The organism is Curtobacterium sp. AG1037, assembly GCF_003349855.1.
Classification (GTDB): domain Bacteria; phylum Actinomycetota; class Actinomycetes; order Actinomycetales; family Microbacteriaceae; genus Curtobacterium; species Curtobacterium citreum.
On record NZ_QQAO01000005.1, the window covers coordinates 50,138 to 62,349 of the forward strand.

Consider the following 12,212-nt stretch of genomic DNA (forward strand, 5'->3'; position numbering starts at 1 on the left):
CTCGCACCCCCAGACTCCTGGGGTGACCGACACGCCGACCCGCCCCGCGCGCGCCACCTCCGAGTGGCCGCGCCGCACCGCCGCACAGACCGGGACCGAGCTCCTGCTCGGTCTGTCATTCACGGCCACGGTGGCGACGAGCGGCTACGCGGCGGCGACCGGCCACCTCGCCGTGGTCGCCCAGGGCACGGCCGTCGTGTTCCTCGTGACGCTCACGTGCGCGCTCGTCTCCTGGTTTCGGGGCAGCGAGACCCACTGACCGAGTCCGCGACCGGGAGCGGGACCGTGACCGGGACCCGGACCCGGACCCGGACCGGGACCGGGACCGGGACCGGGACCGGGACCGGGACCGGGACCGGGACCGGGACCGGGATCAGTGTGACGCGCTGACCCCGCCCGGAGCCGGTTCCCCGGCACCTCCCGACTTCGCCGCCCGACGGTCCGCCCGCCGCTCCCGCGCACCCTCGACGACGGAGTACAGCGCCGGCAGCACCACGAGGGTGAGCAGCGTCGAGGACACCAGACCACCGATCACCACGAGCGCGAGCGGCTGCGAGATGAAGCCCGACTTGCCCGTGAGCCCCATCGCCATCGGCAGCAGCGCGAAGATCGTGGCGAGCGCGGTCATCAGGATCGGTCGGAGTCGCCGCGTCGCGCCCTCGACCAGGGCCTCGCGCACCCGGAGCCCGCGGCGCCGGTACTGGTTCACGAGGTCGATGAGCACGATCGCGTTCGTCACGACGATGCCGACGAGCATGAGCAGACCGATGATCGACGCGACGCCGAGCGGGATGCCCGTCGCGATCTGGAGCAGCACGGCGCCGGTCGCGGCGAACGGCACCGAGAACAGGAGCAGCACCGGCTGGAGCAGGCTCCGGAACGTCGCGACCATGATCACGTAGACGATCAGCACCGCGACGAGGATCGCGAGGAACAGCTGGCTGAACGCGGACGACTGGCTCGACGCGACGCCACCGATCGAGGCCGACGCACCCTTCGGCAGGTCGAGCTGGTCGACCGCCTTCGTGACGTTCTGCACGGCCGCACCGAGGTTCGACGCGTCCGGCGTCACCGTGATGGTGGCGGTGCGGACGGCGTTCGACGTCGTGATCGTCGTCGGGCCGTCGGACTGCTCGACCGTGGCGAGGTCGGACAGCGGCACCTCGCCGGTCGCGGTGGGGATCGACAGGCTCTTCAGTGCGTCGATCGTGGCCGGCGGGTTCGCGTCGGCGATGTACACGTCGAGCGTCGCGTCGTCGATCTCGACGCTCCCGGTGTCCCGCGGTGACACGGCCGCGGCGACGAGCCCGCCGACCTGGGTCTCGGTCAGCCCGCGCTCGGCGGCCGCCTGCCGGTCGACCTTCACGGCCAGGTACGGCTCGGCGGCGGACAGGTTGCTCGTCGCTCCCGTCGTCCCGTCGACCGCCCGCATCTCCTTGAGGACCTGCTGCGCGGCGGTCTGCAGCTCGGCCTGGGTCGGGGCGGTGACGTCCACCTCGATGTCGCTCGAGCCGCCGAACCCGCTGCTCGAGGTCAGCGACACCTCGCCGGCGCCGTCGATCCGGTCGATGCGCTTCCGCGCGTCGGACTGGATGGTCGTCTGGTCGCGCTGCGCGTCGGTCGTGACGTTGTACTGCACCGAGGCCGACGCCCCGCCGCCGAACGCCGCCTGGATCGACTGGCCGCTCGAGCCGATCGTCGTCTGGACGGTCTGCACGCCGGGGACGTCGCGGAGGGCCCGTTCGACCTTCTCGGCCTCGTCCGACTGCACGGCGAGGCTCGTGCCCGGCTTCAGGTCCTGCGTCACGGTGAACGTGTTCTGGCCGGAGTCGCCGAGGTAGTTCGTCTTGACGAACGGCACCGCCGCGGCCGTCCCGCCGAGCACGAGGACGGCGAGCACCAGCACGATCGCGGGCCGCCCGATCGCCCAGCGCAGCACCGGTTGGTACCCGCGGCGAAGCCGGTCGGGAGCAGCGGCGTCGTGCAGGTCCGCGCCGGACGACAGCACCCCGGTCGACGACGCAGACGACGCAGGCGACGCCGACGCCGACGCCGACGAGTCAGGAGACGCGGCCGCACCCGCGTGCTTGTGTCCCTTCGGCGGGCGCAGGAACCAGTACGCGAGCACCGGCACGATCGTCAGCGACACGAGCAGCGACGCGACGAGCGCCATCGTCACGGTGAGCGCGAACGGCCGGAACAGCTCACCCACGAGCTCGGCGACGAAGGCCACGGGCAGGAACACCGCGACGGTGGTGAGCGTGGACGCGGTCACCGCCCCCGCCACCTCGCGCACGGCGTCGAGCACCGCACGCCCCCGGTCGACGCCGGGTTGCAGGTGCCGCTTGATGTTCTCGATCACCACGATCGAGTCGTCCACCACGCGACCGATCGCGATGGTCAACGCCGCGAGTGTGATGATGTTCAGCGTGTAGCCGGCCGCGCGCATGCCGATCGCCGCGAGCAGCACCGACGTCGGGATCGAGATCGCGGTGACGATCGTCGACCGCAACGACAGCAGGAACACGAGGATCACGACGACGGCGAAGCCGAGGCCGAGCAGGCCCTCTTCGGCCAGCGAGTCGATGGACTGCTGGATGTACGGCGCCTGGTCGAACACGACGGTGAACTGCGGGCTCCCCGCCACCTTCGCCTCGATCCCGGGCAGCGCGGCCTTCACCGTCTCCGAGACGTCGACCGTGTTCGCCTCCTGCGTCTTCGTGATCGCGATGGTCAGCGCGGTCTTGCCGTCCACCCGGCTGATCGAGGTCCGCGGCGACTCCGCGATCTGCACGGTCGCCACGTCGCCGAGACGGGTCGGACTGGAGGCACTGCTCGCGCCCGCCCCGCCGGTCGCGGTGGTCCCGGTGCCGGTCTGGCCGGCGGCGGATCCCCCCGCGGTGCCGTCACCGGACGTGGCGCCACCGGACGCGGCCCCGCCCGACGCGGCGGAGCCGCCGGCCGCGCCCGTCGCGGAGCCACCGGCGGACGACGAGGACGAGGACGAGGACGAGGACGAGGACGACGCCGTGAGCGGCAGGTCCTCGATGTCGGCGAGCGAGGCGATGCGCTGCCCGGTCTGCACCGAGAGCGTCGTGCCGTCCTGCGTGATCGTGCCGCCCGGGATGAGCGTGCCGTTGTCGCTCAGCGCGTCCGAGATGGACTGGCTCGTCAGCCCCTTCGCCGCCAGCTCGGACTCGTTCGGCGTGATGACGACGCGGCGCCCCGGGTTGCCGAACACGCTCGCCTGCCGCACGCCGTCGAGCTTCTCGAGGTCGGGCACCGCGGTCGCGTTCAGCCGGTCGACCAGCTGCTCCTGGTTGCCGGAGGCCGTGACGGCGAGCTGCAGCACGGGCAGGTCGTCGAACGACCCGGTGACGATCTGCGTCTGCACGGTGTCCGGCAGCGACAGTGCGTTCACGGCGGTCTGGATCTTGTCCTCGGCGCTCGCCAGGTTCGAGCCGTAGTCGAACGACGCCGACACCACGCTCTGCCCGGTCGACGACGTCGAGGTCGTGGACTCCAGGTTCGGCACGACCTGGATCGCCTGCTCGATCTTCGTCGACACGTCGTTCGACACGACCTCCGGCGTGGCACCGGGGTAGGCGCTGACGATGGCGACCTGCGGGAACTCGACGCTCGGGATGAGCTCCTGCTTCAGGCTCGTGAGCGAGATGCCGCCGAACACCGCGACGACGATGGTGACGAGGGCGATGAGCGCGCGGTTCCGGATGCTGAAGACCGAGAGGAGGTGCACCCGGTGATCCTCCCAGTTCCACCTGCGAACCAGACCCCCCGCGGCTGACCTGTGGAGAACCGCCTCACCCGCCGATGAGCAGCAGTGCCCCGAGCACCCCGACGGCACCGACGAATCCGGTCGCGAGCGCCGTGACGCGGCCGACCGGGCTCCCCGCCCGCACGACCGCCACGACGAGCACCACCACCCCGACGGCGAGCTGCACGGCCCAGGCGGGCGTCGTCTCGGGCGTCGCCACGCGCAGGAACGCCCGCACCGACTCCCCGACGAGCACCGCCGCCACGACCCCGAGTGCCCCGGCCGCCAGCACCGCGCCCCGGGTGCCGCGCCGGAGTCCGACCCGCAGCGCCACCGCGACCGCCCCGGCCAGCAGCCCCGCGGGGACCCCGAGCAGGACCCACGGGTTCGTGATCGACAGGACGTCGGGGTACCCGCGCAGCACCGTGGCCGCCCAGTAGCCCACGTGCATGACCTCGAGGAGCACGACGCCGAGCAGCATCGCGAGCGGCAGGGCCACCCGGCCGGCCCGGACACCGGCGACCGCACACAGCAGCACCGCGACGACGAACCACGGCCCGGCCGAGTTCGACACGGTCGCGAGCGCGGGGACCGCCTGCCCGAACGAGGTCAGCACCCCGGCCAGCAGGGCGCCGGTCAGGGCGATCGACACCCGCGCGACCGGCGGGACCGGACGGGCCGGAACGACGTGGACGGAGGCAGGATCAGAGGCGGAGACGAGGGCGTCGGTGGGGCGGGTCGGCTGCACGTCCTCAGCCTCCGGCGCAGCCGCCCGCACCGCGTCGGCCGTCGGAGCGACGATGCGCCGGGCGGGTCAGCCCAGCGGATGACGTGCGCTCACACCACCGCGGCGAGCGATCCGCGGATCCCGACCCCGTCGCCGCCGATCCGCGCCCAGGCCCGCTCGAGCACGTCGACCATGCGCTCCCGGTCCGCCGGCGCGGTCGTGAACGGGACCCGCAGGAACCGCTCGAACCCACCGTCGGGACCGAAGACCCCGCCCGAGGCGAGCACCACGCCCTCGGCCCGCGCGGCGAGCACGAGTGCGCTCGACACCGGCCGGCCGAGGCCCACCCACGTCGTCAGCCCGCCCGCCGGCGACGGGACGTCCCACTCCGGGAGCCGCGTGCGCAACGCGCCCACGACGTCGTCGCGACCGGCGCGCAGGAACGTGCGCCGCGCCTCCAGGACGGCCGCCGTCCGCGGGACGAGCTCCCGCGCGACCAACTGGTCGAGCACGGGCGTGCCGAGGTCGCCCGACGGGCGGGCGAGCAGCATCCGCTGCAGCAGGTCAGGATCGGCGCGCACCCACCCGATGCGCAGCCCACCCCAGAACACCTTGGCCGCCGAGCCGATCATCACGACGGTGGAGGACGGCACGGCGGACGCGGCCAGCGGCAGCTCCGGCGAGCCGTCGATCCGGAGCTCGCCCATGGTCTCGTCCGCCACCACGACGGTGCCGGTCGCCGCCGCGGTCGCGAGCAGGCGCTCCCGGGTCGCGGCGGGCATCGTCGCGCCGGTCGGGTTGTGCAGCTCGGGCATCACGTACGCGACCGCGGGCGCCGTCCGGCGGAGCGTCGTCTCGAGTGCCGACGCGTCCCACCCGGTGTGCGCGTCGACCGGGACGCCGACGAGCCGGCCGCCGGCCTCGCGGAAGGCCTCGTGCGCGTGCGGGTAGGTCGGCGACTCGACCAGGACGGCGTCGCCGCGGCGCACGAGCACCCGGGCGAGCAGCGCGATGGCGTGCTGCGCGCCGATGGTCACGACGATCTGCGACGGGTCGGTCGGCAGCCCGCGCTCCGTGTAGCGCTCGGCGATCACGGCCCGCAGCCCGGGGTCCCCGACCGTGTCGTACCCGATGCCGGCGAGCGCCGCGGGGACGTGCCGGACCGCGCGTTCGACGGCCTCGGCGACCTCGGGGGCGGCGTGCAGGGCGGCCTTGCGCAGGTCGAGCAGCCCGCCGTCGACGACCCCGCCGAGCCGCTCCGGGTCCGGGCGCCCGGCGAGCTCCCGCGGCAGGTGCACGACGCTGCCGGAGCCGCGCAGCGACACGAGGAACCCGTCGGACCGGAGTCGGGCGTAGGCGTTCGCGACCGTGGTCCGCGAGACGCCGAGGGCCTCGGCCAGCCCGCGCTCGGCCGGCAGCCGGACGCCCAGGGGCACGCGTCCGTCGATGACGAGCACGCGCAGGGCGTCGGACAGCGCCTCGTACGCGGGGGCGTCGGTCCCGTCCCGCCAGTCGGTGAGCAGGAGGGCGGCCGATCGGGCGCTCAGGAGAACCGGGGGCACGGGTCCACCGTAGCCAGATTGGCTCTCGACCAACAGGCCAATCCGGCGGGAGTATCGACCCGTGCCCCGCTCTGTCAGCCTCTCGCTCCGCTCCGTCCAGCTCCTCGTCGGCCTGTTCCTCTACGGCGCCTCGACCGCGCTGCAGGTCCGCGCCGTGGTCGGCGTCGGCTCGTGGACGGTGCTCACGCAGGGCCTGGAGAACGTGCTGCCCTGGTCGTTCGGCGTCATCACCGTGGTGTCGAGCGTCGTCATCCTGCTGCTGTGGATCCCGCTCCGCCAGAAGCCCGGGATCGGCACGCTGTGCAACGTCCTGGCGATCGGCCCGTCCGCCGACCTGGTGCTCTGGCTCGTGCCGGAGCCGGACGGACTCGTCCCCCGTGTGCTGCTGTTCACGGCGGGCCTGGCGCTCCTCGCGGTCGCGACGGCCTGCTACATCGGCGCCGGGCTCGGGACCGGCGCCCGGGACGGGCTGATGGTCGGCGTGCACGAGCGCTTCGGCTGGCCGCTCTGGCTCGCCCGCACCGTCATCGAGGTCACCGTCGTCCTGGTCGGCTGGCTGCTCGGCGGTGACGTGGGGGTCGGCACGGTGGTCGCCGCGTTCGCGATCGGGCCGATGGTGCAGCCGCTCATGCCGCTCTTCCGCCGCCTGCCGTGGTCCCCCACCCGCACGGGCGACGCGGAGCCCGTCCACACCCCTGGTGGCGACGAGACCGGAGCGGCTAGGGTCGCGCCATGCGACTCGGAGTGTCCTCCTACAGCTACGCCCGCTCCCTCCAGCGCGGTGCGCTGACGATCTTCGACGTGGTCGACCGCGTCGCCGCGGCCGGGGGCGACCACCTCGAGGTCGCGGCGGGTGGCTTCGGCGACGACCTGCCCCGGCAGCCCGAGCTGGTCGAGCAGCTGCGGGGTCACGCCGCGGCGCGCGGCATCGGGCTCGCCAACTACGTCATCGGCGCGGACTTCTCCGACCCCGCCACCGTCGACGCCGAGGTCGCGCGGGTCCACGAGCACCTCGACGTCGCGCACCGGCTCGGCATCACCCGGTTCCGGCACGACGTCGTGCCGTGGGCCTGGCGGGACGCCGACCACGCCGAGTTCGAGCGGGTGCTCGCGCAGGTCGTGCCGGTCTGCCGCGCGGTCGCCGAGCACGCCGCCACGCTCGGGATCACGACGATGGTCGAGAACCACGGCTTCGCCTTCAACGACAGCGAGCGGATCCTGCGGCTCGTCCACGAGGTCGGCCACCCCGCCTTCCGCATCCTGCTCGACGTCGGCAACTTCGTCTGCCTGGACGACGACCCGCTCCGCGCGGTGCAGCGGACCCTGCCGGTCGCGGCCGTGGTGCACCTGAAGGACTTCCTGGTGCGCGAGACCCCGCCTGCCGCGGACGGCTGGCTCACGACCCTGGCGGGTCGCGCGGTGCTCGGCACGGTCGTCGGGCACGGTGACCTGCCCCTGGGCCGGATCGTGGAGCGGATCGTCGCGAGCGGGTTCGACGGCCCCCTCTCGATCGAGTTCGAGGGGCTCGAGGACGACGTCGACGCGGTCGAGCGCGGACTCGCGAACGCCCGCAATCTGTGGGCAGCGGCCGGCGGCTCCTGAGACGGTGCCGCGACGGACGGGAGGCGCGGTGCCAGCCGGCACCGCGCCTCCCGTCCGTCAGTGCGGTGCGCTCAGACGGACCGCACCCGCACCGTCTCGCCGCTCGCCGCAGACTCCTGCGCCGCCAGCACGACCGCCAGCGTGCGGAGGCCGACCGCGGCGTCGGGCTGCGGCTGCTCGCCGCTCCGGACCGCGGTGACGAACGTCTCGAGCATCGCCTGGTCGAAGTCCGGCCCGTACGGCAGCACCACCGACCGGCCGGTCGCGGCGTCGAGCCCGCGCACGCTCGGGCGGAAGAAGTCGACGTCCACGGATCCCTCCGACCCGACCACGGTGAGCGCGAGCCCACCCCACGTCGGCGAGGTGTCCGGGCGGCTCCACGAGCAGTCGATGGCCGCGATCGTGCCGTCCGCGTAGGTGATCGTCACGAGCCCGGCGGTCTCGGCCTGCGCGCGGGCGGCGTGCAGCACCCGGTTCGTGACGGCCGTCACCGTCACGGCCGGCGTGCCGTCGAGGAGCTCGTCGAGCAGGTCCGCGATGTGCACCACGTGGTCGACGATCGCGCCGCCGCCGGACAGCTCGGGCTCGGTGAACCACGAGCGGGTCAGCGGGAGCATGCCGTTGTTCGCACCGCGGACCGAGAAGACCTCGCCGAGCCGGCCGGCCCGCTTCGTCGCCGCGAGCCGGGCGAAGGTCCCGGCGAACCGCACCGGGAAGGCGACCATGAGCAGCACGCCCGCGGCCTCGGCGGCGGCCCGCATCGCCAGGCCGTCCTCCCACGTCGTCGCGAGCGGCTTCTCGCACAGCACGTGGACACCCGCGGCGGCGGCCTGCTCGACGAGCGCGCGGTGCCTGGCGTTCTCGCTCGTCACCACGACGGCGTCGACGCCCTGTGCGAGGAGCTCCTCGACCGAGTCGACGTACGCGACCCCGAGGGCGTCGGCGAGCTCCCGACCGCGCAGGTCGGTCAGCTCCGTGCCCGTGGAGGTGCCGTCCGGGTCGGTGCCGACGACCTCGACGTCGGGCATCGCCTGCAGCGCCGTCAGGTACGACAGCGCGTGCGTGTGCGCGAAGGACAGGACGCCGATGCGCAGGGCGGTCATGCCGTCGCCCCCTCGTGCGTCCCGGCCGCGGGGGCGGGCTCCAGGTCGACGGGCTGCCCGGTCTCGACCGACCGGAGCGCCGCGTTGACGATGCGGACCGCGGTCGCGCCGTCCTCGGCGGAGACGCGCGGGACGGCACCGCCCCGGAACGCACCGAGGTACTCGCGGATCTCGAGGAAGTAGGGGTCCTCGGTCGGGTCGAGCTCCGGCAGGTCGCCGCCGACGGCCGCCTCGTCGAGGAGCTCGGCCGTGTAGTTCCGCTCCGCGCGGGAGTCGTGCGACAGGGTGCCGAGCGTGCCGGTGGCCGAGAACTCGGTGACGAACGGCAGGTGCGCCGGACCCCAGATGCCCGCGACGTGGCTGATCGCACCGGACGCGTGGGTGAGCAGCACGTGCGCCGCCTCGACCGGGTGGTCCACGGTGCCCTTCCGGACGTGCACCGCGCTGACCCGGACGACGTCGCCGGCGATCCACCGGGCGATGTCCAGGTCGTGGATCATCTGGTCCATGATGATGCCGCCGGACAGCTCCGGGTCGGCGAACCAGGCGGAGCGCGTCGGGAAGCCGCCGGAGCGGACGAAGCGCAGGACGGCGAGCTCGCCGAGCTGCCCGGCCTCGACCGCGGCCTTCAGCCGGACGTACTCGGGGAAGTACCGGACGACGTGCGCCGGGTAGAGCTGTCGGCCGGCCTCGTGGGCGCGTCGGACGAGGTCGTCGGCGTCCGCGTCGGTGCGGGCGAGCGGCTTCTCGCTGATGACGTCCTTGCCGGCGGCGAGCGCTGCCCGCACGACCTCGGCGTGCGCGTACGTGGGGACGACGACGTCGACCACGTCCACGCGGGCGAGGAGCTCGTCGAGCGAGCCCACCACCTCGCCGCCGTGCGTGGCCACGAGCTCCTCGGCGCCGACCTCGGAGAAGACGACGACGTCGCCGAGGCGGAGCAGGTTCGGCAGGTGTGCGTGGGCGATCACCCCCGCGCCGACGAGGCCGATCCGGAGTCGCTGTTCGGTCATGGGGTCCTCCTGGTTCCGTGTGGTGCTGGGTCCGCGGCGGGCGCGGGTGTGCTGGTCGTGGGCGCGCTGGACGTGGGCGCGCGGGTCGCGCTCGTCGCGCCGGTGGTGCTGGTCGCGGCGGCGGTGCGGGCGAGGAGCGCGGCACCCGCCAGTCCGGCGCCGGCCCCCGCGAGCGACTGCTCGATGCGGGGCGACGGCCGCCAGCCGAGTCGGGCGTCGACGGCCGTGCGGAGCGGGGCGAGCAGGCGCTCCCCGGACTCGCCGAGCCCGCCGCCGATGACGACGACCGCGGGGTCGAGCACGGCGGACAGGATCGCGACCCCGGCGGCGAGCGCGTCGACCGCGTCCGCCCACACCGCGGCCGCGACCGGGTCGGTGTCGACCGCCGCGACGATCTCGTCGGTGGCCCCGTCGATGGTGCCGCCGGCCGCACGGTAGCGCCGACGGATGTTCCGGGCCGAGGCGTAGGCCTCGACGCACCCGCGCTGCCCGCACGTGCAGGGCTCCCCGTCGGGTCGGACGCAGACGTGCCCGACCTCGCCGGCACCCCCGGCGGCGCCGACCACCAGGCGGCCGTCGACGACCAGGCTCGCGGAGATGCCCGTGCCGATCGGGATGAAGACCATCTCGGTGACGTCCCGACCGGCGGCGGTGCGGGCGGCGATCTCGGCCGTGGCCGCGGCACGCGCATCGTGCGCAACGGCGACGGGGACGCCGTAGCGCTCGCGCAGCAGGTCGGCGATCGGCAGGTCGTGCCAGTCGAGGTTGACCGCCACGACGACCGTGCCGGCCGCGGAGTCGACGACCCCCGGGGTGCACAGGCCGATGGCGGCCAGCGGGTGGCCGGCGCCCGTGGCGGCGGCCGCGAGCCGGTCGACCACGGCGACGACCGCGGCGAGCGCCGGCCCACCGGCTGCCAGGTCGCCGACCGCCGTGCCCCCGGTCGACGGCCCATCGGCCATCGCCGCGCCGGCCGTCGCCGTGCCGGCCGTCGCAGTGCCGGCCGTCGCCGTGCCGGAGACCGTCCCGTCCGCGGGTCCGACGGTCCCGAAGGTCGGGACGACGGCCCGGTCGAGCACGACGTCGCCGATGCGCAGCATGCCCTTGACCGTCGTGCCGCCGACGTCGACCGCCACGACCGCGCCGGACTGCTCGAGGTCGCGGACCGCGGTGCTCATGCGGTGCGCTCCGCCGCGGTCCGGACCATCTCGTCGATGCGGGTGGGGGCGAGGACCTCGTCCACGGCGAGCACCGTCGCACCGCGGATCCCGGCGTCACGGGGCTCCCGGCTCGCGCGGACGTCGAGCGCGTCGGCGACCATCGGCAGGCACGAGCGGTAGAGCTCGCCGCGGATGGTGGCGACGAGCACCGAGGACGCGGACATCGCGCCCGCGAGCACGACCTCGCTCGGGTTGCAGAAGTTCACGATCCCGGACAGGACCCGGCCGATGTGCTCCCCGGCCCGGCGCAGCTCGTCGAGGACCACCGGGTCGCCCTGGGCGGCGAGGGCGAGGACGTCGCCCGTGCTGCCGACCTCGCGCCCAGTGGCCCGGAGCCGTGCGACGACGGCGCCGCCGGAGGCCACCGACTCCAGGCAGTCCGGCACGCCGCACGTGCAGCCGATCGCGGCCTCGCCGTCGACGGGGGTGTGGCTGATCTCGCCCGCGGCACCGCTCACGCCGCGGTGCAGCCGACCGTCGAGCAGGACGCCGGCACCGATGCGGGTGCCGAGCTTGACCGCGACGAGGGTGCCCGACCGGTCCGGCTCGGGGTGCTCGGCCAGGGCGATGAGGTTGGCGTCGTTCTCGACGAGCACGGGGACGTCGGTGTACTCCGCGAAGAGCTCGGGCAGCACGGCCCCGTGCCAGGACGGTTCGAACGACGGGGTCGCGATGCTGCCGCCCGGGTATGACACCGGCGCGGGGATGCTGATGGCGGCCCCGCGGAACCGGTCCATGTCGAGACCGCTGTCCCGCGCGAGCTCGACGAACCGCTGCCAGAGCGCCGCGACGGACGCCCGGGGCCCGGCGGCGACCGGGACCGTGCCGGCGCCGTGCTCGAGGGCGTCGGTGTCCGCCAGGACGGTCCCGGCCAGGTCGGTGAGGACGATGCGCACGTGGTGCGCACCGAGGTCGGCCGCGGCGACGAACCCGGCGTCCGCGACGAGTTCGAGCCGTCGGGCCCGGCGTCCGCCTCGGGACCCCTCGGCACCGCTCTCGCGGACGAGCCCGAGGGACGTCAGCGCGTCGACCCGGGCGGACGCCGTGGACGGCGCGAGTCCGGTGCTCCGGGCGATGCTCGAGCGCGAGGTCGTGTCGGATACGCGGATGAGTCGGAGGACGTCCCCGACGGACCCCGGGCTCCGCGCCATGTCCTGGAAGTGCTGCTCGTGCATGTCGTCACTGTAGCGGCTGATCGATCGATGATCGA

10 protein-coding genes are annotated in these 12,212 nt (G+C 74.3%); 3 read left to right on the top strand and 7 right to left on the bottom strand.

What is annotated here, in order from left to right:
- Window positions 1-22: 22 nt before the first annotated feature.
- Window positions 23-259 carry a hypothetical protein gene (locus DEU32_RS08860; protein ID WP_114850195.1) on the top strand — a complete coding sequence of 79 codons (237 nt, stop codon included), beginning with the start codon at window positions 23-25 and terminating at the stop codon, window positions 257-259.
- Between the two features lie 114 nt (window positions 260-373).
- Here the strand turns inward: DEU32_RS08860 and DEU32_RS08870 are convergent, their stop codons facing one another.
- From DEU32_RS08870 to DEU32_RS08885, 3 genes are all read right to left on the bottom strand, one after another.
- Window positions 374-3,757 carry an efflux RND transporter permease subunit gene (locus tag DEU32_RS08870; RefSeq protein ID WP_114850196.1) on the bottom strand — a complete coding sequence of 1,128 codons (3,384 nt, stop codon included), beginning with the start codon at window positions 3,755-3,757 and terminating at the stop codon, window positions 374-376.
- 64 nt (window positions 3,758-3,821) lie between these two features.
- Window positions 3,822-4,523: a DUF6518 family protein gene (locus DEU32_RS16910; RefSeq protein WP_147281432.1), complete on the bottom strand. Its 702-nt coding sequence runs from the start codon at window positions 4,521-4,523 to the stop codon at window positions 3,822-3,824.
- 89 nt (window positions 4,524-4,612) lie between these two features.
- On the bottom strand, window positions 4,613-6,064 hold the full coding sequence (locus DEU32_RS08885) for a PLP-dependent aminotransferase family protein (RefSeq protein WP_114850199.1): 1,452 nt from the start codon (window positions 6,062-6,064) through the stop codon (window positions 4,613-4,615).
- Window positions 6,065-6,125: 61 nt separating this feature from the next.
- Between DEU32_RS08885 and DEU32_RS08890 the strand changes: the two genes are divergently transcribed.
- Complete coding sequence (locus tag DEU32_RS08890) at window positions 6,126-6,854, top strand: YitT family protein (RefSeq protein WP_217488593.1); 729 nt, start codon at window positions 6,126-6,128, stop codon at window positions 6,852-6,854.
- Window positions 6,797-7,666 carry a sugar phosphate isomerase/epimerase gene (locus DEU32_RS08895; RefSeq protein ID WP_114850200.1) on the top strand — a complete coding sequence of 290 codons (870 nt, stop codon included), beginning with the start codon at window positions 6,797-6,799 and terminating at the stop codon, window positions 7,664-7,666. Before DEU32_RS08890 ends, DEU32_RS08895 begins: the two co-directional genes overlap by 58 nt.
- A 71-nt stretch (window positions 7,667-7,737) precedes the next feature.
- Here the strand turns inward: DEU32_RS08895 and DEU32_RS08900 are convergent, their stop codons facing one another.
- The 4 genes from DEU32_RS08900 to DEU32_RS08915 are packed head-to-tail and all read right to left on the bottom strand — an operon-like array spanning window position 7,738 to window position 12,177.
- Window positions 7,738-8,769, bottom strand: a complete 1,032-nt coding sequence (locus DEU32_RS08900; RefSeq protein ID WP_114850201.1) for a Gfo/Idh/MocA family protein — start codon at window positions 8,767-8,769, stop codon at window positions 7,738-7,740.
- Window positions 8,766-9,782 (bottom strand): Gfo/Idh/MocA family protein, encoded by a 1,017-nt coding sequence (locus tag DEU32_RS08905; protein ID WP_114850202.1) that lies wholly within the window; start codon window positions 9,780-9,782, stop codon window positions 8,766-8,768. Before DEU32_RS08905 ends, DEU32_RS08900 begins: the two co-directional genes overlap by 4 nt.
- Window positions 9,779-10,960, bottom strand: coding sequence for an ROK family protein (locus DEU32_RS08910; RefSeq protein WP_114850203.1), 1,182 nt, complete (start codon window positions 10,958-10,960; stop codon window positions 9,779-9,781). Before DEU32_RS08910 ends, DEU32_RS08905 begins: the two co-directional genes overlap by 4 nt.
- Entirely contained in the window at window positions 10,957-12,177 is a 1,221-nt protein-coding gene (locus DEU32_RS08915) for an ROK family transcriptional regulator (RefSeq protein WP_114850204.1), read from the bottom strand. The genes DEU32_RS08910 and DEU32_RS08915 overlap by 4 nt, the downstream gene beginning before the upstream one ends.
- Window positions 12,178-12,212 lie beyond the last annotated feature (35 nt).